The sequence below is a fragment of the Exiguobacterium sp. SRB7LM genome, from assembly GCF_015712685.1.
Classification (GTDB): domain Bacteria; phylum Bacillota; class Bacilli; order Exiguobacteriales; family Exiguobacteriaceae; genus Exiguobacterium; species Exiguobacterium profundum.
Genome location: NZ_VWVR01000006.1, coordinates 1990602 through 2009471, shown reverse-complemented (window position 1 = coordinate 2009471; position 18870 = coordinate 1990602). Strand labels below are relative to the sequence as shown.

Below are 18870 nucleotides of genomic sequence, written 5' to 3'. Positions count from 1 at the left end.
TTACTGTTCGCGCGTAGGATCATGGTTGCCCTCGCTGTCGGCAATCGTATCTGAGCTTCCGTAGTCTTCTACTTGGGAGAAGGCGTCCGTTTTTTGACCAGGTTGATCCGTTCCGTCTAACTCTTTGCGTCGAGCTGTCTCATTAGGGTTCAACACGTCTTCTTCGACCGGTCGATCGACTTCATGCGCGTGCTCTTCCTCTTCTTGTGCCCGGGCGTGTTCGATGCAAAGGGTGGCTTCTGGAATGACTTCCAGACGGTCTAGTTCAATGTCTTTCCCACACACCTCACATTGTCCATACGTCCCATTCTGAATGGCTAATAGTGCCTTATCGACGTCACTCAAGAACTCTTCATCGAGTTCATTAAGGGCTTGGTCTCGTTCTCGTAAAAAGAGCTCTTCGCCCGAGTCGGCAGGGTGGTTGTCGTAATGAGAGAGCTCTCCTTCATCATATGTCTCTTCCCGATTATCCATGTATCCTTCGGTTTTTGCTTTTTCTTTCAATAATCGTTTTTTAAACGTTTCGATTTGTTCTTCAGTCAACATATCCATTCACTCTCCAGTTCTCAAGTCATTAATATAAGGTTTCCCATTTTATTTGTGTACAAACCATTTGAAGTGGAATCCCTCATGTCGAGCGATGTTTAGAAAGGGTATGATGAGAATAAAGAGTTCTTTTAAAAAAGGAGGAACGAATCATGAGAAAAGTCGAAGTAGTGAAATACAATCCAGAATGGAATCAAAAGTTTGAAGAAGAGGCTGGTAAATTGAGTCGGTTATTCGAAGAGGAGCTTGTCGCGATCCATCACATTGGAAGTACATCGGTCGAAGGATTGGCGGCAAAACCAATCATCGACATGATGCCGGTCGTACGGGACATCGAACGAGTCGATGACTACACGGAGCGGATGGAGGCACTCGGGTACCGTGGACTTGGTGAATATGGGATTCCGAAGCGTCGCTATTTCCGTAAAGGAGAAGAAGAACGGACGGTTCACGTGCATGTGTTTGAAGAAGGGAATCCGGATGTCATAAGACACCTTGCCTTCCGGGATTACTTGCGAGCTTATCCTGACGTTCGCGATGCGTATGGTGAGCTGAAGCTTCAACTTGCGGCACAGCATCCAGAAGATATGGAAGGATACATTCAAGGAAAGCATGACTGGATTATCGAGACGGAACGGTTGGCGACGAATTGGTATAAAGAAAATCAAGACGCGTGAAACCTTTTTATGGAAATGGTCGTATAATACATCAAACCTTGAAGGGGGAGATGTCGTGTGAAACGATTTCTCGGGAAATGTGTAGAATACGCTTTGGCCGCACTTGTTTTCGTCGGTCTGTTCTTTGTCCTCCGCGCGATTGCCGGAGACTCGGACAAAGGATATATGTTGACATTGCTCGGTACATTTTTTCTCGTCTTACCTAGTTCGCTCTTGATTGGTTACTTTTTGGCTCGTCCGCTTCAACGTCGCCTAAATGGGAAAGGAACGGAGGCTTCGAGTGAGCATACGTTGCGCGGAACTGAAAAACCGCACGGTGTAAACGAAGATCGAAACCATTCAAACTATACCGGATGATGGAAATCACATTTACCCCTACGATTGATGCCCGTCTCATCGCACGATTGAATCGTTCCATCCACGAGCATCACGTCCATATGAATCCGAGCTTTTTTGCGGAGTATGAGGAAGAGAAGATGTACGAAGCCTTTTCGACACTGATTGGAAGACCCGGCCATCACTATATGGTGATGCAGCTTGAAGCAACTCCAATCGGTTACATATGGTTCGAAGAGAAAGTGGGTGAGGCGAACGCGTTTCGTCAAGCCGTTCGCGTGGTGTATGTTCATCACATCAGTATCGACCCCATGTATCAACGGAACGGTTACGGTCGACGTGTGATGGAATGGATGGAGCAATGGGCACTTGACCACCAATTCAGATCGATTGAACTAGATTACTGGATGAGCAATACGGATGCCGCCTCGTTTTATAGCGAAATCGGGTTCACCCCAAAACGTCAGATTGTCATGAAAAAATTGGAGGAATGAGATCATGGAGGAGTTACTTACAATTGGAATTGGTATTCTCGGAGTTCTGTCGTTAGGTTGGTTCTTTTATAGTTACTGGCTCGGATATAAAGGGGGCAATATCGTCATGACCCTCGATGAGCACTATACAAAACTAGAAGAGTACGTACCTGCTATCTTGTCAAAACTATACGAAGATGGAAAAAGCGCTCACTATCTTGGCGACCGCAAGTTTGAAGTGGAGGGCAAGCGTTACGTTCTCGTCGAACGGACCGTACCGATTGGTCATGTTCCGACACAACAGACGGTGTTACAACCGGATCGATCATAATCAGAAAAGGGAGCTCTCAAGTCGAGAGACTCCCTTTGTTTATTTGACGGCTGGGGGACCGAACCTGCCGCTATGATAATCGCGGAAAGCTTGGCGGATTTCTTCTTCCGTGTTCATCACCAATGGACCATGCGCAATATAGTCTTCGCGAATCGGTTTTCCGGAATAGATGAGCACCCGTGTACGCGTCGTGGCCTTCAGTTGAAGTGTGCTCATCGCTTCAGATGTTTCATCGAACGTCAGTGTCGCCACATCAGTTTTACTGAGCGGAATTTTGGAAGACCCAACTTCAATTGAACCAGCGAGTACGTACAAAAAGCTGTTATGATTCGCAGGCAAGATGTGTTCGTATTCGCCACCTTCTTTCAGCGTTATTTCTGTCATCGTGATGGGGACGAGACTTTCCATCGGCCCTTTTACACCCACAATTTCGCCGGAATAGACACGAAGCTGCCCGCCGTCGAAAGGAACGAGGGGTGCGTCCTCGACGTATACGTTCTGATAGGAAGTGGTTGTTGTTTTTAACGACTGCGGCAAATTCAACCAGAGCTGCAGCGTATGGATCAAATCATCGTCAACCGCTTCTTCGGCGTGTCTAGCGGCCCATCCGGCGTTCATATACTGAACATCACCGGCGTCCAAAATCGAATGTCCCCCATGATTATCAATATGTTCTAGACGACCATCGATGACATACGTGATTGTTTGAAACCCACGATGGGGATGGTCCGAAAACGTCCCACGCTTGAACCAGTCTTCTGCCATCAAAATAAATGGATCGAACTCCTCTTTTTGTTCTGGAGGTAACACCCAGCCCTGTTGCACATGGGGATACCCGTTTTGTCGATAGGAAACGCGCCAATGATGGTTCACGTCACGTATAAATGGATTTGTCACAAAAATTCACTCCTTTCCCTTCCTATCTTCCCAAAAAATGTGTCTCATCGTACTATATTTGCTTCATGAATATGCAAAAAGACAGACGCATTCGCATCTGTCAGATTAAGTGTTTTGTTCAAACAGGTTATACCACTTGATGGCATCCTCACGTAGTAGCTTAAAATGGGCGCCTGTCTCTGAATTGGTCACGTACACATCTGCACCATCATAGCTAACATCAAACGTTTGGGCGCATATCCCTTGAAATAGGGTCACATAAGGTGTGGAAGCGGTCTTGCCTGCATAGGCGGTCGCGTTAGCTCGTTTGATGGCGCCAAAAATAAATTCCATTTCATCTTGACCGACATGTTGTAGGAAGGAGGCATCTTTTGATTCCGTTCCAAGGAGTGCCAAGTCATGAAAAATGACATGACGTTGACTACTTAATTTGTCGTGAATTTGTTCACTCAATTCTTTTCCATACAACAACTTGGGTTCATGATACGTCAAGGAGACGTTCTGACGATGGGCCGTTCCGTTTTTCATGAACGTAAAACTGTAGAGTGGATACTCGTGACCCGGTACAAGAACCGAAGGGAGTTGCGGAGCTGTTTTGGCTCCGAACATTTGTGAAATATGCGCTTCTTTCGGTCGCAATACTTCTTGATAGTCATTTTGATCTCGGCTCGTATAAATCGCGTATTGTAACACCTCATCAGACTTTTCTGTCCCGAGCCCGAGTGACAAATAGGGATGCCTTGTTGATTCGACAGGAATGACGAGGCGGTCTTTGGCTTCGGACGATGTAAAGGTCAGTTCAAATTCACCACTGAAAGGCATCGTGATATGGAAAAGTGTATGCTCGATCCCTTTTCTTTCTGGATAGGGCTCATTACCTATCGGCTTTTTCATCTCTTGTGCGAAATGCTCATATTCATGGGGCTCAGCAAATCGGAATTTCGGAACATCCGGATAAGGTTCGGCCGTATATTGAACATCGTTTAAACTTTCAGGAAGCGTGTTAATTTCGGTGGCATATGTGACGGAATCGAGTTGACATTGGACATATGATTTATTTTCGACAGTGAAAAAAGTTGCGGTTGGAAAAGAAGATTCGGTGGCGGCATCAGTCAATGGTTGGTTCAATGTGACCGTCCCGAGCCAATGTCTTTCACCACTTGGAATTCTTTGAATCGCGTTGTCAGGCTGACATAACTCGATAATCGCTGCACGATCCGATTCGGGCATTTCAATTTGTTGTCCGTTTGGTAACAGGGCACGTCCTTGATAATATTCAGGAGCGGGTTGGAGTCGGAGTGCGCGTTCTTCCTCGCATCCGAATAAGAAAAACAGGATGACGAGGGTACTGAAAATCAGGTACTTTTTCACATCGGTACTCTCCTTCGATGAATCACTTTCACCATTCTAGCACCAATTTTTTGTGACTTTAGTCTTAGGAAAATTAATTTGTTATTTCGAAAAAAAATCAAAAAAACCGTCCAACTTGAACTGGACGGGGGATAAAACCATTTATGACTTATTTTTACTTTTTAACTTTTTTTGTATGTCGATTTTTGACGAAAAAACGTTGATATTACGAGACATTGAAAAAAGCCGATTATTCTTCTAAATTATCACTTTATAATTCAGTGGGATTTATTTGATGAAGTTTCCTTCAATCAACATCTCGACCGCGTGCCGCCTTCAAAATTTCGAACCATTCTTCACGAGTGAGGTCGATTTGAAGGGCGTCGACTCCTGTCTGAACGCGCTCAATTTTTCCGGATCCGATAATCGGCATAATGTTCGCAGGGTGTTTGACGAGCCATGCATACACAATCGAGTCAATTCCGCTTGCATTGTGACGTGCACGAATTTCCTCGAGTTTTTCACGAAGGGGTGCATACTGTTCATCTTCGAAGAGTTGACCACCGGCTAGTGGACTCCAAGCCATAAGTGGCATTCGTTTTTCGTGACACAAATCGACCGATCCATCCTCAAAATGTTTCAATTGCATCGGAGAGAGTTCGAGTTGATTCGTCACAAGTTGGAATGGAAGGCGAGATTGAAGCAAGTTCTGTGTAGCCGGAACATGGTTAGATACACCGAACTCACGTACTTTACCACTATCGCGCAAGATGATGAAGGCTTCGGCCACTTCATCCGGATTCATCAGCGGATCTGGACGGTGGATGAGTAATGTATCAATGTGGTCAATGGCCAACTCTTTTAACGAACGCTCTGCTTGCGCGATGATATGCTCTTTTGTCGTATCGTAATAATTGAGTGTTTGACCTGGGTTAAATGACCCCGTCAATTTAATTCCTGTCTTTGTGACGATCTCCATTTGGTCTCGGAGTTCAGGCTTTAACTTTAAGGCTTCTCCAAATAAACCTTCACATGTGTAACCCCCATAAATGTCTGCATGGTCGAATGTCGTGATGCCAAGCTCGAGACATTGTTCGATGAATGTGAGGCGTTCCTGTGGGGTCATGTCCCAATCAGCGAGCCGCCACATCCCATGGACGATGCGTGAGAATGATAATTCTTCTGTCAAAGCGATACGTTGCATAATAACTCCTCCTTGGTTGTCAGTCGCTCTTCATTATACGTCTTACGAGAATGGACGTCACTTGTCACCTACTCAAGCAGTTTTGGCGTCAAATGAGCTTGTATGCGCTATGATGAGAGGGAAGAGAAATAGGAAAGAGGCGTGACAGATGAGTGACTATGAACAATATGCGGACGTCACCTTCGAACAGGTGGGTGACTCGTTTCAGGTAGCCTCGATGCACCCAGATCTTCGTTTACATGGGATTGGACGAAGTGCGGCCGTGTTTCGTTTAAAGGAAAAGGATCGTGTCATTAAAGTGTTCTTTCCAGGTTATGAACAAATCGCAACCGAAGAGGCAGCAATCTATGAAAAACTTAAGGGACTCCCTTACTTTCCGAAGTGCTATGATTCTGGTCCGTCATATTTAGTGATGGATTACATCGAAGGAAAGACGCTGTTTGAGTGTCTGACGGAAGGCGTCTGGATTGACCCTTCTTACATCGAGGTAGTGGATGAAGCGCTTCGACAGGCACGTTTACTAGGACTGACACCATCGGATGTCCACTTGCGTAATATCATTTTGACGCCAAACGGACAGATATTCTTGATTGATTTGGCACGCTTCAGACAAGGGCAACAAATCGATCATCAGTGGGAAGACTTGAAACGAATGTATCGATTATATCGCTATCGTTTCATGCCGAAACAATATGACGAGACATTACTGAATCGAATCGCTTACTTGTATCGCAGGTTCGTGAACGATCCGGATTCTTGAGCCGGGTCGTTTTTCTTTTACCGATTAGGGAACAGGAGTAACGTGTCCGAAATTGCAGAAGAAACGAAAGGGGAATGATGTATGGCTCATCGTATCTATGCGAACGAACTCGAAATGCTCCACGAATGTGTGGAAACGTGCAACTATTGTCTGGAATCTTGTTTAGAAGAAAAAGATGTACAGATGATGGTTGATTGTATCCGACTGGATCGGGAATGTGCCGCTGCCTGTGCGTTTCTTGCGGAAGCGATGACGCGTGATTCGGCATTCGTTCCTGAACTCGCGCGAGCGTGTGCAGTCATCTGTAAAGCATGCGCACAGGAGTGCGGGAAACATAAGCACGCACATTGCCAGGAATGCGCAAGAGTTTGTACAGAATGCACCTCAATGTGTGACCGCTTGGCCGCATGATTTGAGTGACCGGTTGATGGGACCGGTCACTTTTTTCGTGTCTTTTGAAGAGGGGATTCGTATAATGAAAAAAACGAAAAGGTGGTATGGGGATGATTCGCAATTGTCGACGAGATGATCTTCAAATGATTTTACATATTTACAATGATGCGATTGTAAACAGTACGGCCGTCTATCACTATCAACCGGTGACACTCGAGAATCGAGTGGCATGGTATGAGGAGAAGAAAGAGCAAGATTGTCCAATCATCGTATGGGTAGAGGATGACGTCGTCATGGGGTTTGCGACGTTCGGTCCGTTCCGTCCGTGGCCAGCGTACCATTATACGGTCGAGCATTCTGTATACGTGCATCCCGGTTACCGCGGGAAAGGCATTGGCAACAAACTGTTAAAAGAAATCATCCGTATCGCCGAAGTGAGAGGAATGAAAACGGTGATTGGTGGAATTGACGCATCGAACGTGACGAGTATCCGTGCGCATGAAAAAGTTGGATTCGTTCATTCCGGTACGATTCGAAATGCCGGATATAAATTCGGCAAATGGCTCGATTTATCGTTTTATCAACTTGATTTAGAAGGTCCTGCATCGCCTACCGAAGAGTGAACGGTCTAGAAAGATGGAGCCACCATACGATATACTGGAACGAGTGAATCGAATGGAGGAAATAGAATGACTGAGTACCCGAATTGCCCAAAATGCCAATCATCTTATGTGTACGAGGATGGCCCGTTGCTTGTATGCCCAGAATGTGCCTATGAATGGTCACCGAGTGAGGCGGCAGAAGCAGAAGCAGCGTCACAAATCAAAGATGCGAACGGAAACCCGCTTCAAGACGGAGACACTGTCACCGTGATCAAGGATTTGAAAGTGAAAGGAACCTCGCTTGTCGTCAAACAAGGAACGAAAGTGAAGGGGATTCGACTCGTGGAAGGTGACCATGATATCGACTGTAAAATCGAGGGACTTGGTGCGATGAAACTGAAGTCGGAGTTCGTGAAGAAAATCTAAAAAAGTGTTTCGGCGAGTTGCCGAAACACTTTTTGTATTACGAGAAGAACGGTTTGTACTCGCGACGTTCATGCATGATGGACACCCATTGAAGCGTCGTGAACTCTTCGAGTACCCATTCACCGTTGAAGCGTCCGAGACCAGAGTTTTTCTCGCCTCCGAACGGCATGTGCGGTTCATCGTTGACCGACTGATCGTTGACGTGAATCATGCCAGTTTCGACTTTTCGTGCAAAATTGGTTGCACGGTAAACCGAGCCATGAACGGCACCGCTCAATCCGTACGGTAATTCGTTCGAAAGACGAACAGCCTCTTCGTCATCTTTAAACGAAAGGATGACCGCGACCGGACCGAATATTTCGTTTTTCGCGAGCGGCATGTCATTCGTGACGCCACTGAGGACGGTCGGTTCGAGGACGTTGCCGTCCGCTGTCCCGCCAGTATGAACGGTCGCACCGGCATCAACCGTTTTCTCGATTTGCTCTAAGATACGATCGATTTGGTCATGGTCGATGAGCGGGCCGACTTGCGTATCTTTTTCATTCGGGTCACCCGCTTTCAACTGTTTAACGCGCTCGACATAGCGCTCCACGAATTCGTCATGAATCGACTCGGCGACGAGGATTCGGTTCGTCGACATACAGATTTGTCCTTGGTGGAAGAACTTGCTATAGACGGCTGATTCGACGGCACGGTCGAGGTCGGCATCATCGAGAACGACAAACACGTTATTCCCACCGAGTTCAAGTGCTGTTTTCTTCAACAAACGACCTGCCTTTTCCGCAATCCCTTGACCGACCTCGGTCGAACCTGTGAACGAGATGAGGCGCGGGATTGGGTGTTCGACGATGGCGTCCCCGATTTCAGACCCTCGTCCGACGACAACGTTGAGCACACCTTTTGGAAGTCCTGCTTCTTCGAAGAGGGATGCGAATAGGAGACCACCCGTGACTGGTGTCGCCGTAGCCGGTTTGACGACGGCCGTATTCCCCGTCGCGAGAGCTGTCACGATTGAACGGACAGCCAAGTGGAACGGGAAGTTCCATGGGCTGATGATGCCGATGACCCCAAGTGGTTTGCGATATACCCGGTTCTCTTTATTCGGCACGATCGATGGTTTGATGAGCCCATCCATACGGAAAGGGAATGTTGCGGCTTCTTTGATGATGGCCATTGATGCGGCGAACTCACTCTCTGCTTTGATGCGTGTACTACCGGACTCTTTCACGAGCCAATCGACGATAAAGTCTTTGTTGTCCATCGTCAGCTGGGCAAACTTCTCAATCAATTCACGGCGTGCTTGTGGAAGCATGTCGGCCCAGTCCGTCTGAGACGCTTTCGCTGCTTCATAAGCACGATTCAAGTCCTCTTCATCCGCTGATCGAATCGAGAAGAGAGTCTCGTTCGAGAACGGATTAACGTTGTCGATCGACTTTTCACTTGATCCATTTACCCACTCACCATTGATGTACATGTTCGTAAAATCTGTATGCATATTTGAACACTCCTTTATTTTTTCTTCACCATAAGAAGTATTCACTTGTTTTAGAAAAATAAACATGTCAATGTTTTGGATTTGGTAAACTTGAATCAAGTAAATTCAACAAGTTTAGGAGCAGACGATGAAAACTTGCTGTGTGAGTTTATTCCTCTTCGTGCCTTGGGCATTTTTTGTGGCGGCAATGGATTATGTATTGGGTTTTCCATTTGGATATTTGATTGTACCGATGATCATTTGGTGGGTAACAAAACAATCTTTGAGGCATTTGCAAATACGCTTTGTATTAGCTTTCTTGCTTGGATCGTATGGTGTGTCGGTTTATTTGGCCTACTTGTTTGAGAACGATTGGGGATACTTCTTCAAGCCGTTAACGCTCAGTGGGGTTGTTCACGCATGGTCGGTCGCGATATTGATTGGGGTACTCGTGATATTGATTAATTATGGAGCTCAAAAATCAAACCAGTCATCTAATAGACATTGAGAGGGGGATACGGCATATCTCCCTTTTTTGATGTTCGTTTCTACTTCCTGTACAGTTAAGACGAAGAGAGGGGTTAGAAAGAAATATGAAACGTTATGAAGCGATTTTATTTGATATTGATGACACACTACTAGATTTTAAACAAAGTGAACATGTCGCCTTGGAACAGTTACTTGCATCCTACAACGTCCGGATGACGGATGAAGTGAAGTCGCGCTATGTCGACATCAACACGGGCCTGTGGCGTGCGTTTGAGCGCGGCGAAGTGGACCGGGAAGAAGTGCTCATCGGTCGTCACACGAAACTGTTCGATTCGCTCGGTCTCACGGTCGATGGACCATATGTCGAACAGCAATATCGAGACTATTTACATGCAGGCGTGCACATGGTTGATGGTGCTTTGGAGGTCGTGCGAAAGCTGAGCAACGATTATCCGCTCTATATCGTCACAAACGGTGTGACGGAGACGCAATTCAAACGGTTAGAGTCATCTGGACTATTGCCGTACTTCCAAGATGTCTTCGTATCGGATGCGACCGGCTCGCAAAAACCGATGAAACCGTTTTTCGACTACGTCTTCGACCGAATCCCGAATGTAGCGCCAGAGAAAGGTTTGATTATCGGTGACTCGGTCACGGCAGACATCGCCGGTGGGCGGATGTATGGTTTGGATACGTGCTGGTTCAATCCGAACGAAGTGGCTGCGACGATTGAGTCAACGTATGAGATTCGACATTTAAACGAGTTGAAATCGCTTCTCTACGTTCAAGCCGGATTGAGTGAATGAGCTGGCAAGCGATTTGGTAGTTGAGCAAGTATTTCCGGATAGAGCGTGACGTCTTGAAGACGGTCAAGCTTTTGCCAACGATAAATGAGGTGGTCTCCTTCAGGACCGGAGAAATCTCCGTCTTGGAGCGGGAGGTCACCATTTACATAAAAGTATAGTCCAATCTCATGAAACGGTTGGTCATTATAGGTAAACAAGTTCTCGTGCACGAAGGCGAATGAGGTATCGGTCACACGCATGTTCAATTCTTCATGCAACTCGCGTGCGAGCGCCGTGGCAGCCTCTTCACCGAGCGTGACGCGACCGCCGGGTAATGCCCAAAAGTCATCCCGGACGTTTCGGTGAATCAATACGTGACCGTCTTTCACAAAAATACCGGCAACGCGGTAATTGAAAACACCGTGTTCAGTCGGAAATACGAGATCCATCTATATCACTTCCAATCATTGTAATCTGTTCTAGTATACCTGAAGGAGGGGGAATATGTTTCAACCACATACACACTATCGAGATGAAGATTTCCGTGACGTGACACTCCGTGACGAAGAACTGTCACACATCACGTTCGAGAACTGTCGCTTCACATACGTCGATGCGACGGAACTACAGACGGAGCGCTGTCAGTTCATCAACTGTGATTTCACGGATTCGAAATGGAATGCATCCCGTCATGTCGGGAGTTCATTTTTGAACTGTCAGTTTCATGGTGCCAACTTGTTCACGAGTGAATTTGAACAATGTAAAATGACCGGGTCATCTTTTGAAGAAAGTCAGTTTGAAGGCGTCCTTGTAACAGAGGGGGACTGGTCGTTCGTCAACCTTCGTCACGTGTCGCTCAAAAAAATGGATTGGTCCCACGTACGCTTGGTTGAGGCGGACCTGTACGGTGCCGATTTGACCGAAACCGTTTGGCATCAGGCCAATTTGACCCGTGCGACACTCCAACATGCGGTGTGCCGTGGTGCCGACTTCAAAGGAGCGCTCGTCGATGGGGTTGATTTTTCGAACGTGACGTTACAACAAACAAAACTAGACGCGATGCAGGCGATTCAAGTCGCGCGCTCATTGGGGGCGATTGTAGAATGAAACCAGAACAAATCATTGAGCAGTTGACTGCGTTCGCAAAAGAACGTGAACAGATTCGAACGGTCGTCTTGAACGGCTCACTCGTCAATCCGAACATCCGACCAGACCCGTATCAGGATGTCGACCTTGCCTTTTATGTGGAAGACGTCCGAGCGGTTGCGGTCGATCGCTCATGGATTGACACGTTTGGAGAGGTCTTGATCATGCAGACACCTGAAACGGCTGATTCCGGACGACATGTAACGTTTTTAGTGCAATATGTAGACGGACATCGGATTGATTTGACGATTCGGAGTGTGGATCAACTTGAAACCATGCTCGAAGTCGACTCGCTCAGTCAAATTATCTTTGACCGAGACCGTTATCCAGTCGTCACGCCTTCTGACCTGTCGTATCGCGTGAAACGTCCGTCTGCTGACGAGTATGCGGCATGTTGGAATGAGTTTTGGTGGGTGTCACTTTATGTTGTCAAAGGAATCAAGCGACACCAGGTGTTATACGCGCTCGACCACCTCGATATCATGCGGAATATGCTCCGTCAGATGATGGAGTGGAACATTGGCTATGCGACGGAATTCTCCGTGAATCTAGGGAAGTCCGGTGACGGGATCCGCGACCATTTGCCAGAAGAGTTATGGGAGATGCTCACGGCAACATACGCTTCAGCTGAGTTGAGTGCCATTGAAGATACACATGATCGGTTGCAGTCGCTCTTCTTCTTTTGTGCACAACGTGTCGCCGAACAAGGGGATTTCGTGTTTCGAGAAGAGGAAGCCAGACGCGTTCGTGCCGCATGTGCAACACTTCGACATTCAAACGATTAATGACGGCGAGAGCCGGGAAACGCTCCTTATAGAGAAAGGAGCGTTTTTTCATGAATCCATACACGACATTTATTGCCCTACTTGTTGGGAGTCTGGTCCTCTTTGTCGGCATTCGTCTAAAGAAATGGCCGATCATTCTGGTTGCGATGCTTCCCCTTGGTCTTGTTGCATTTAATATGTTTTTACTCATCACGGGACGATAGGAAGATTTTCACTTGTCTTTTTGATAAATCGATTTGATGAAGAAGGCACTCGGTAACAAAATACCGATGGCTCCTTCGATGATAGCGAATAATCGGGTTAAACCGACCGGTAACAAATCACCAAAGCCAATCGAAAGTAAAGTGACACCGCTAAAATACAATAAATTTTCCCAAGTCGGTTCGACGGCATTCATGGATTCGAGTGAAGTCACGAGAATGACTGAATCACGAGACAGTGCATAATAAATCAATGTGAATCCTAACATGACACCGAATAGGCTGACGAACAACTGAGTGAACAATCTTCCATCAAATCCTGTTTGCTTGTACGTTCGACGTTTGAAAAACCAAAATACGTTCAAACTGATGAACAGTAAGGCAATCGTCAATAAAATGGTATTCAATCTCTACACATCCTTTTCAGTACGAACAGAGTCACTTACCCATTCCCGTAACGAAGAATAGGAAACGGAATCAGAAAAGGTTTGCAATTGATGAAAAGATTGATAGAATGTGGTCGAAGACGACTGAATTTCATAATGTTTGCCACTAGGGGAGTCGCGTCACGCGGCTGAGATGGACATGGTCCAGACCCTTCGAACCTGATCTAGTTCACGCTAGCGTAGGGAAGTGGGCGAGACGACTCATATGGCTTCACCTAGATATGATTGTTCGAGACGCCGCTTCCGTTATGGGAGGCGGCGTCTTTTTTATCAGTTTATAAGGGGGAGTTATTATGAAATTTACAGATCACTTACGTCAAGAGGCGGATGGATTGTTTGAAGCAAGCTTTCATCACCCATTTGTTCGTTCACTCGGAGAAGGGACGCTCGATGAGAAGAAATTCAGACATTACGTCATGCAAGACTCATACTATTTGAATCAGTTTTCAAAAGTGCAGGCCAAAGGGGCAACCCTCGCTCCAACGATGGAACTATCGAGCCGCTTTTTGACGCATGCGCTACACACGATTGAGGCGGAACTCTCCCTTCATCGAGAGTTCTTTACGATGCTCAACGTGACGGATGTCGAATTGGCGACATTTGAGCCAGCACCGACCGCTTATGCATATGCCCTTCATATGCAACAGGCAGGACCGACTCTCGGGGACGTATTGGCGTCAATCCTTCCGTGTTATTGGGTGTATTACGAGATTGGAGAACGTCTTAAAGACAAGCGTCCTGATCATCCGATTTATTCAGCTTGGATTGCGACGTATGGTTCGGAGTGGTTCCGTGAGCTGGTGGAAGAGCAAATTGATCGGTTGGATGAACTGGCTGGTCAAGCGACAGAAGAAGAGCGCGTGCGCTATACGAAACTATTCTTGAAGAGTTGCTATTACGAAGTCGCTTTTTGGGAAATGGCTTGGACGCTTGAGTCGTGGTCATTGTCGCAGGAGGTCAACCAATGAGACATGAGATTTGGAATGAGATTCGACAGCAGGCGCCATTGATTCACAATATCACGAACACGGTCGTGGCGAACTTTTCGGCGAATGGATTGCTCGCCATCGGCGCCTCTCCTGTCATGGCGGATGCAATCGAAGAAGTAGCGGAGATGACATTCGTGAGCGATGCGCTCGTACTTAACATCGGTACACTTGGAACGATGACGGAAGCGACGATGATTCGCGCAGGTCAGGCTGCGAACGAAGCGGGATGCCCGATTATACTCGACCCGGTCGGTGTCGGAGCGACGTCATTTCGACGAGATGTGGTCGAACGCATTTTGCGTCATGTTCGTGTATCGGTCATTCGAGGGAATGCAGGAGAGATTGCGACATTGATGGGCGTCGATTGGGCGGCTCGTGGTGTCGATGCTGGTGACGGTGCATGCGAGCCTCGACAATTGGCGCTTGAAGCAGCGAGACGATACGGATGTGTCGTGGCCGTGACAGGAAAAGAAGATATGGTAAGTGACGGGAACGTCGTTATGGAAATACATGGCGGGACGAAACGCATGACCGAGACGACCGGTACGGGATGTTTACTCAGTGCAGTGGTCGGGGCTTGCTTAGCAGTCGAAAAGAACGCCCTTAAAGCGACGGTGACCGCCATGTCAGGTTATGCCTACTGCGGTGAGTTGGCGAGTGAACGGGCTGAAGGACCGGGAGACTTCCCGATTCACTTTTTAAATGCGCTCCATCAATTAGCACAGCATACCATCCCGACGAATCGAATTGAGGTGTCGACATCATGAGACCTCAAGTGTTGACGATTGCAGGATCTGACTCAGGAGGAGGGGCCGGTATTCAAGCCGATCTTAAAACGTTTCAAGAACTCGGTGTATTCGGGACGAGCGTGTTGACTGCGATTACCGCTCAAAACACACTTGGGGTCCATGGAATCGAGGCGATTTCCACGGAAATGATTATCCGACAAATTGATGCGGTAGCGGATGATTTTAACATCACCGCCTGTAAAACCGGGATGTTGGTGGACGCTGAACGAATTGAAGCGGTAGCGAAGGGGCTCGAACGATATCGTTTCGAACATGTAGTAGTCGATCCGGTCATGGTGGCGAAAGGTGGCGCTTCCTTGTTGCAAGTTAGTGCAGTCGAAGCACTGCGCACGAAGCTGCTACCACAGGCGACCATCGTGACCCCAAATATTCCTGAAGCAGAAGTGCTGGCAGGAATGGAAATTCGAACCGAGGCAGACCGCATGAAAGCCGCACAGGCGATTCGAGCACTTGGTGTCGATACCGTCATTATCAAAGGTGGGCATACGGATGATGTGGAGGCCGTTGATTTGATTATGAGCGAGACTGAAACGTTCTGTGTAAAAGCGCCTAGAATCCAAACGAAAGATACGCACGGGACGGGATGTACGTTTTCTGCCGCATTGACGGCCGAACTAGCGTATGGGAAGACACTACGCCAAGCCGTCGTAGATGCGAAGCAGTTTATTCATCAGGCGATTGTACATGGATTATCGATTGGACAGGGGCATGGACCGACGAATCATTGGGGACATCGTTTAGCGAAAGAAGAGGTGATTACCGTTGACGTTCTGTACGAAACAAGCGCTCGCTAAGCAGCTTCGACTTTACTTTGTGTGTGGAACGACGGACGCGTCCGATTTGGTGGCGACCGTCAAAACGGCACTTCGATGTGGTGTGACATGTTTTCAATTTCGCGAAAAAGGTAAAGATGCATTGTATGGAGATAAAAAAGAAGCGATGGCAAGGACGCTCCAACGTCTGTGTCGAGAAACGGGTGTTCCGTTCATAATCAACGACGACGTCGACTTGGCGCTCGCGATTGACGCGGATGGCATTCACGTCGGACAAGACGACTTACCTGCCAAACAGGTTCGAGAACGGCTAGGACCAGATAAATGGTTGGGGGTGTCTGTCCATACGATGGAGGAAGTCAGAACGGCTCTTCCATTTGCAGATTATGTCGGCATTGGTCCGATTCATGAGACGCAAAGTAAACTGGATGCAGGACATGTGCGTGGCACGGAACTGATTCAACAAGTTCGCCATCACTATCCACTGCTTCCGATTGTGGGGATCGGAGGTATTCGTCCAGAGCATGTGCCTTCAATCATTCGTGACGGGGCAGACGGCGTTGCCGTCATTTCTGCCATTGCTTCTGCACCGGATGTAGCAACGGCTACCCGGCGTTTCGCTTGTCTCTGAATTCATTTTTGAGGAGGAAGACAGATGAACGTATTTGTAATCGGTGCAAACGGTCAAATTGGCCATCAATTGGTGGAGAAGTTACACAAGGAAGGAAAGCATCACGTCACGGCGATGGTGCGTAAAGAAGAACAACTCGAGGATTTTAAGTCAAAAGGGTACAATGCGGTACTCGGTGACCTCGAAGGTTCAGTAGATGATTTGCAAAAAGCGATTGATGGAATGGATGTTATCGTATTCGCGGCAGGTTCTGGTGGAAGTACTGGAGCAGACAAGACACTCTTGATCGACCTAGACGGTGCAGCGAAGAGTATCGAAGCAGCACAAGCGAACGGGAACATCAAACACTTCGTCATGGTCAGTGCCTTGAAAGCGGAGGATCGCTCAGCTTGGCCAGATTCGATGAAGCCGTACTACGTAGCGAAGCATCATGCAGATCGTTTACTCGAACAGAGTGGACTCACGTACACGATTGTTCGTCCGGGTGCATTGACAGATGATGCGGGAACGGGCAAAGTGAACACGAAATTCGAGGGAAGTGGAGAGATTCCACGCGAAGACGTCGCATCATTCTTGGTGCATGTCCTTCATAACCATTCAAACGTGCAGAACAAAGCAATTGATTTGATCAAAGGGGATACCCCAATCGAAGAAACGCTATAAGTGTGTGACATCAAAAACGGGATGAGAAAACCATCCCGTTTTTTGTCGCGTTAAAGAGGGAAAAGAACGCAGGATAACGAAATAGAAGAATACGAACAGGTGAGGAGGTTCCGCATGACCGAGATGTTCATTTATCTGGCGGTCTATTTGTTGCCGTCATTTTTACTCGGCTTTTTAGCACTCGATGTCTTTCAACGAAATCCGAATAAAGTCGAGCATCGTTTGCTGAGCCTGTTTGTGTTCGGTTATTCGATGCTCTTCTTGGCTGAATTTGTCCGCCATCTATCGCCGATTGAATACAGTCCGGCACTCATTGCCTATTGGTTTGGGAACGCTGGGATTTTCATTTTTATCTTCTCTGTTCATTTCATATTAAGTATCACAGGCGTCGGCGCAAAGGCACCGCAGTGGTTGTATCCATGGGTCGTCTATTTACCATTGATTCCTGTTGTGTTGACGTATGTCCGTCAGGAGAATATCATCAACAGTCAACAGTTTGAACAAGTAGGCATTTGGATTTATCCTGAGTTCAACTCATCGTATTTAACTACGTTGACCGTCGGAAACATTTTTCATCTATTGATTATTGGTCTCATTTTTTATGCATTGAAGCGTGCGGAACGAAGAGAACACCAACGCGTATTGCGCATGCTTTTTTGGACTGCAAATGCCGTACTAATATGGGATATTGTATTCGGCTACTTTCAATTTCGTGGGTTGATCCCACCCTATTCATACATGTATGGGGGGCTTGTTTGGGCGGTAGCATTGGTCGTTGCGATGAATCGTTTAGACTTCTTAACCTCTTATGTAAAACGATATGGGACACTTTATAATTTAAATCCATCCGCCATCTTGTTGATTGACCCGGATGGGAGGGTGGAAAGTGCGAATCCGGCCGCACGCACGCTATTTCATACTGTCCGTGTCGTGAATGAACGGTTTATCGATTTGTTGCCAGAAAAGAAAAAAGCAGAGTGGATGGAACACTACAGCCAACATTTTCGGACACGTAAAAAGTTTATAGAGTTTGAAACGAAGATTATGACAAAGTCTGGGCAAGAGCTTTACGTCGTCATCGATGGTGATTTTGTCGATATCGACCGCACGATTCACGGGATGATTATCATTCGGGATGTCCACTCGTTTAAAGAGGCCGAGCAAACAATCCGATTCTTTGCCTATCATGACCCACTGACGAAGCTGGCGAACCGACGTGCATTTTATGAACGCGCAGACCAGGCGTTGCTTAGTTCCTCGATGCTGTCTTTATTGATTATTGATCTGGACGGTTTTAAAGCAGTCAATGATACGTACGGTCACCAGATTGGAGATTATTTCTTAACTCATTTGGGTGGATTGCTGGAAGCGTCGACACGAGACATTGGCTTGGCCTCTCGTGTTGGCGGGGATGAGTTTTATATTTATTTAGTGGATTTAACAGAATCGGAAGTGCTTGCATTTATTCACGAACTTCAGATGACGTTAAATCAAAACCCTTACCACACGTCCGATGTGACGATTCCAATCCGTGCGAGTATTGGGGTCAGTCATGCTCCCGACCAAGGAACAAATTTAGACACGTTGATCCATAAAGCGGATCAGGCGATGTATCAGATCAAGCAAGATGGAAAAAATGATTACGCCATCTATGACGAGGCGTTACATGGTCCGAAATAAAGGGA

Annotated in this window: 26 protein-coding genes and 1 riboswitch; of the genes, 19 read left to right on the top strand and 7 right to left on the bottom strand. The window is 47.1% G+C overall.

Translation table 11 applies throughout. The annotated features are described in order from the left end of the window. Positions 1–546, bottom strand: a complete 546-nt coding sequence (locus F3H97_RS11045) for a TraR/DksA C4-type zinc finger protein (RefSeq protein WP_078147954.1) — start codon at positions 544–546, stop codon at positions 1–3. A gap of 152 nt (positions 547–698) precedes the next feature. Here F3H97_RS11045 and F3H97_RS11040 point away from each other — a divergent pair, with 152 nt between their 5' ends. From F3H97_RS11040 to F3H97_RS11025, 4 genes are read left to right on the top strand one after another with little or no spacing between them, the layout of a single operon-like run. After that, on the top strand, positions 699–1223 hold the full coding sequence (locus F3H97_RS11040) for a GrpB family protein (protein ID WP_196431399.1): 525 nt from the start codon (positions 699–701) through the stop codon (positions 1221–1223). 57 nt (positions 1224–1280) lie between these two features. After that, positions 1281–1580, top strand: a complete 300-nt coding sequence (locus tag F3H97_RS11035; RefSeq protein WP_047794748.1) for a hypothetical protein — start codon at positions 1281–1283, stop codon at positions 1578–1580. Beyond that, a complete protein-coding gene (locus F3H97_RS11030; protein ID WP_160300226.1) occupies positions 1580–2053 on the top strand; it encodes a GNAT family N-acetyltransferase in 474 nt (157 codons plus the stop codon). Before F3H97_RS11035 ends, F3H97_RS11030 begins: the two co-directional genes overlap by 1 nt. A gap of 4 nt (positions 2054–2057) precedes the next feature. Beyond that, a complete protein-coding gene (locus tag F3H97_RS11025; RefSeq protein WP_047794750.1) occupies positions 2058–2363 on the top strand; it encodes a hypothetical protein in 306 nt (101 codons plus the stop codon). A 39-nt stretch (positions 2364–2402) separates the two neighbouring features. Here the strand turns inward: F3H97_RS11025 and F3H97_RS11020 are convergent, their stop codons facing one another. From F3H97_RS11020 to F3H97_RS11010, 3 genes are all read right to left on the bottom strand, one after another. Continuing rightward, positions 2403–3260 (bottom strand): pirin family protein, encoded by an 858-nt coding sequence (locus tag F3H97_RS11020; RefSeq protein WP_196431398.1) that lies wholly within the window; start codon positions 3258–3260, stop codon positions 2403–2405. 105 nt (positions 3261–3365) lie between these two features. Beyond that, on the bottom strand, positions 3366–4631 hold the full coding sequence (locus F3H97_RS11015; protein WP_159563107.1) for a hypothetical protein: 1266 nt from the start codon (positions 4629–4631) through the stop codon (positions 3366–3368). 286 nt (positions 4632–4917) lie between these two features. After that, a complete protein-coding gene (locus F3H97_RS11010; RefSeq protein WP_196431397.1) occupies positions 4918–5814 on the bottom strand; it encodes an aldo/keto reductase in 897 nt (298 codons plus the stop codon). Between the two features lie 148 nt (positions 5815–5962). Between F3H97_RS11010 and F3H97_RS11005 the strand changes: the two genes are divergently transcribed. The 4 genes from F3H97_RS11005 (at position 5963) to F3H97_RS10990 (ending at position 7995) form a co-directional block, all read left to right on the top strand. Continuing rightward, the gene (locus tag F3H97_RS11005; protein ID WP_074035436.1) at positions 5963–6574 is read left to right on the top strand and encodes a serine/threonine protein kinase; all 612 of its coding nucleotides are present in this window, start codon (positions 5963–5965) and stop codon (positions 6572–6574) included. Positions 6575–6655: 81 nt separating this feature from the next. Continuing rightward, complete coding sequence (locus F3H97_RS11000) at positions 6656–6985, top strand: four-helix bundle copper-binding protein (protein ID WP_196431396.1); 330 nt, start codon at positions 6656–6658, stop codon at positions 6983–6985. A 92-nt stretch (positions 6986–7077) separates the two neighbouring features. Further along, positions 7078–7590, top strand: a complete 513-nt coding sequence (locus tag F3H97_RS10995) for a GNAT family N-acetyltransferase (protein WP_031421949.1) — start codon at positions 7078–7080, stop codon at positions 7588–7590. A gap of 66 nt (positions 7591–7656) precedes the next feature. After that, a complete protein-coding gene (locus F3H97_RS10990) occupies positions 7657–7995 on the top strand; it encodes a zinc ribbon domain-containing protein YjdM (RefSeq protein WP_031421951.1) in 339 nt (112 codons plus the stop codon). A 37-nt stretch (positions 7996–8032) separates the two neighbouring features. Here F3H97_RS10990 and F3H97_RS10985 read toward each other — a convergent pair whose 3' ends face one another. Then, on the bottom strand, positions 8033–9490 hold the full coding sequence (locus tag F3H97_RS10985; RefSeq protein WP_196431395.1) for an aldehyde dehydrogenase family protein: 1458 nt from the start codon (positions 9488–9490) through the stop codon (positions 8033–8035). A 90-nt stretch (positions 9491–9580) separates the two neighbouring features. Here F3H97_RS10985 and F3H97_RS10980 point away from each other — a divergent pair, with 90 nt between their 5' ends. Beyond that, the gene (locus tag F3H97_RS10980; RefSeq protein ID WP_196431394.1) at positions 9581–9835 is read left to right on the top strand and encodes a hypothetical protein; all 255 of its coding nucleotides are present in this window, start codon (positions 9581–9583) and stop codon (positions 9833–9835) included. A gap of 227 nt (positions 9836–10062) precedes the next feature. Further along, the gene (locus tag F3H97_RS10975; protein WP_196431393.1) at positions 10063–10764 is read left to right on the top strand and encodes a YjjG family noncanonical pyrimidine nucleotidase; all 702 of its coding nucleotides are present in this window, start codon (positions 10063–10065) and stop codon (positions 10762–10764) included. Here the strand turns inward: F3H97_RS10975 and F3H97_RS10970 are convergent. Then, positions 10743–11192, bottom strand: coding sequence for an NUDIX hydrolase (locus F3H97_RS10970; RefSeq protein ID WP_196431392.1), 450 nt, complete (start codon positions 11190–11192; stop codon positions 10743–10745). The genes F3H97_RS10975 and F3H97_RS10970 overlap by 22 nt on opposite strands. Positions 11193–11247: 55 nt before the next feature. On the opposite strand from F3H97_RS10970, the gene F3H97_RS10965 reads away from it, so the two are divergent. Genes F3H97_RS10965 through F3H97_RS10955 form a run of 3 tightly spaced genes read left to right on the top strand, consistent with a single transcriptional unit; the run spans position 11248 to position 12877 of the window. After that, the gene (locus F3H97_RS10965; protein ID WP_196431391.1) at positions 11248–11850 is read left to right on the top strand and encodes a pentapeptide repeat-containing protein; all 603 of its coding nucleotides are present in this window, start codon (positions 11248–11250) and stop codon (positions 11848–11850) included. Further along, on the top strand, positions 11847–12674 hold the full coding sequence (locus F3H97_RS10960; protein WP_196431390.1) for an aminoglycoside 6-adenylyltransferase: 828 nt from the start codon (positions 11847–11849) through the stop codon (positions 12672–12674). Before F3H97_RS10965 ends, F3H97_RS10960 begins: the two co-directional genes overlap by 4 nt. A 50-nt stretch (positions 12675–12724) precedes the next feature. After that, complete coding sequence (locus tag F3H97_RS10955) at positions 12725–12877, top strand: hypothetical protein (RefSeq protein ID WP_012727577.1); 153 nt, start codon at positions 12725–12727, stop codon at positions 12875–12877. Positions 12878–12885: 8 nt separating this feature from the next. Here the strand turns inward: F3H97_RS10955 and F3H97_RS10950 are convergent, their stop codons facing one another. Next, the gene (locus tag F3H97_RS10950; protein ID WP_159563097.1) at positions 12886–13281 is read right to left on the bottom strand and encodes an ion channel; all 396 of its coding nucleotides are present in this window, start codon (positions 13279–13281) and stop codon (positions 12886–12888) included. A gap of 137 nt (positions 13282–13418) precedes the next feature. Beyond that, positions 13419–13523, top strand: a riboswitch (TPP riboswitch). 90 nt (positions 13524–13613) lie between these two features. On the opposite strand from F3H97_RS10950, the gene tenA reads away from it, so the two are divergent. The 6 genes from tenA (at position 13614) to F3H97_RS10920 (ending at position 18865) form a co-directional block, all read left to right on the top strand. Next, positions 13614–14288 carry a thiaminase II gene (gene tenA, locus F3H97_RS10945; RefSeq protein ID WP_159563096.1) on the top strand — a complete coding sequence of 225 codons (675 nt, stop codon included), beginning with the start codon at positions 13614–13616 and terminating at the stop codon, positions 14286–14288. Continuing rightward, a complete protein-coding gene (gene thiM / locus F3H97_RS10940) occupies positions 14285–15076 on the top strand; it encodes a hydroxyethylthiazole kinase (protein WP_196431389.1) in 792 nt (263 codons plus the stop codon). The genes tenA and thiM overlap by 4 nt, the downstream gene beginning before the upstream one ends. Next, positions 15073–15912 carry a bifunctional hydroxymethylpyrimidine kinase/phosphomethylpyrimidine kinase gene (gene thiD / locus F3H97_RS10935; protein ID WP_196431388.1) on the top strand — a complete coding sequence of 280 codons (840 nt, stop codon included), beginning with the start codon at positions 15073–15075 and terminating at the stop codon, positions 15910–15912. The genes thiM and thiD overlap by 4 nt, the downstream gene beginning before the upstream one ends. Continuing rightward, the gene (gene thiE / locus F3H97_RS10930) at positions 15881–16522 is read left to right on the top strand and encodes a thiamine phosphate synthase (protein WP_074035455.1); all 642 of its coding nucleotides are present in this window, start codon (positions 15881–15883) and stop codon (positions 16520–16522) included. Before thiD ends, thiE begins: the two co-directional genes overlap by 32 nt. A gap of 24 nt (positions 16523–16546) precedes the next feature. Continuing rightward, on the top strand, positions 16547–17185 hold the full coding sequence (locus F3H97_RS10925; RefSeq protein WP_078147808.1) for an SDR family oxidoreductase: 639 nt from the start codon (positions 16547–16549) through the stop codon (positions 17183–17185). Positions 17186–17299: 114 nt separating this feature from the next. Next, on the top strand, positions 17300–18865 hold the full coding sequence (locus F3H97_RS10920) for a GGDEF domain-containing protein (RefSeq protein ID WP_196431387.1): 1566 nt from the start codon (positions 17300–17302) through the stop codon (positions 18863–18865). Positions 18866–18870 lie beyond the last annotated feature (5 nt).

What these genes read in the sequence shown, in the direction of transcription:
- F3H97_RS11045 (WP_078147954.1), bottom strand. Translation starts at nt 546, where the DNA reads ATGTTGACTGAAGAACAAATCGAAACGTTTAAAAAACGATTATTGAAA.
- F3H97_RS11040 (WP_196431399.1), top strand. Translation starts at nt 699, where the DNA reads ATGAGAAAAGTCGAAGTAGTGAAATACAATCCAGAATGGAATCAAAAG.
- F3H97_RS11030 (WP_160300226.1), top strand. Translation starts at nt 1,580, where the DNA reads ATGGAAATCACATTTACCCCTACGATTGATGCCCGTCTCATCGCACGA.
- F3H97_RS11025 (WP_047794750.1), top strand. Translation starts at nt 2,058, where the DNA reads ATGGAGGAGTTACTTACAATTGGAATTGGTATTCTCGGAGTTCTGTCG.
- F3H97_RS11010 (WP_196431397.1), bottom strand. Translation starts at nt 5,814, where the DNA reads ATGCAACGTATCGCTTTGACAGAAGAATTATCATTCTCACGCATCGTC.
- F3H97_RS11005 (WP_074035436.1), top strand. Translation starts at nt 5,963, where the DNA reads ATGAGTGACTATGAACAATATGCGGACGTCACCTTCGAACAGGTGGGT.
- F3H97_RS11000 (WP_196431396.1), top strand. Translation starts at nt 6,656, where the DNA reads ATGGCTCATCGTATCTATGCGAACGAACTCGAAATGCTCCACGAATGT.
- F3H97_RS10995 (WP_031421949.1), top strand. Translation starts at nt 7,078, where the DNA reads ATGATTCGCAATTGTCGACGAGATGATCTTCAAATGATTTTACATATT.
- F3H97_RS10990 (WP_031421951.1), top strand. Translation starts at nt 7,657, where the DNA reads ATGACTGAGTACCCGAATTGCCCAAAATGCCAATCATCTTATGTGTAC.
- F3H97_RS10985 (WP_196431395.1), bottom strand. Translation starts at nt 9,490, where the DNA reads ATGCATACAGATTTTACGAACATGTACATCAATGGTGAGTGGGTAAAT.
- F3H97_RS10975 (WP_196431393.1), top strand. Translation starts at nt 10,063, where the DNA reads ATGAAACGTTATGAAGCGATTTTATTTGATATTGATGACACACTACTA.
- F3H97_RS10970 (WP_196431392.1), bottom strand. Translation starts at nt 11,192, where the DNA reads ATGGATCTCGTATTTCCGACTGAACACGGTGTTTTCAATTACCGCGTT.
- F3H97_RS10965 (WP_196431391.1), top strand. Translation starts at nt 11,248, where the DNA reads ATGTTTCAACCACATACACACTATCGAGATGAAGATTTCCGTGACGTG.
- F3H97_RS10960 (WP_196431390.1), top strand. Translation starts at nt 11,847, where the DNA reads ATGAAACCAGAACAAATCATTGAGCAGTTGACTGCGTTCGCAAAAGAA.
- F3H97_RS10955 (WP_012727577.1), top strand. Translation starts at nt 12,725, where the DNA reads ATGAATCCATACACGACATTTATTGCCCTACTTGTTGGGAGTCTGGTC.
- tenA (WP_159563096.1), top strand. Translation starts at nt 13,614, where the DNA reads ATGAAATTTACAGATCACTTACGTCAAGAGGCGGATGGATTGTTTGAA.
- thiM (WP_196431389.1), top strand. Translation starts at nt 14,285, where the DNA reads ATGAGACATGAGATTTGGAATGAGATTCGACAGCAGGCGCCATTGATT.
- thiD (WP_196431388.1), top strand. Translation starts at nt 15,073, where the DNA reads ATGAGACCTCAAGTGTTGACGATTGCAGGATCTGACTCAGGAGGAGGG.
- F3H97_RS10925 (WP_078147808.1), top strand. Translation starts at nt 16,547, where the DNA reads ATGAACGTATTTGTAATCGGTGCAAACGGTCAAATTGGCCATCAATTG.
- F3H97_RS10920 (WP_196431387.1), top strand. Translation starts at nt 17,300, where the DNA reads ATGACCGAGATGTTCATTTATCTGGCGGTCTATTTGTTGCCGTCATTT.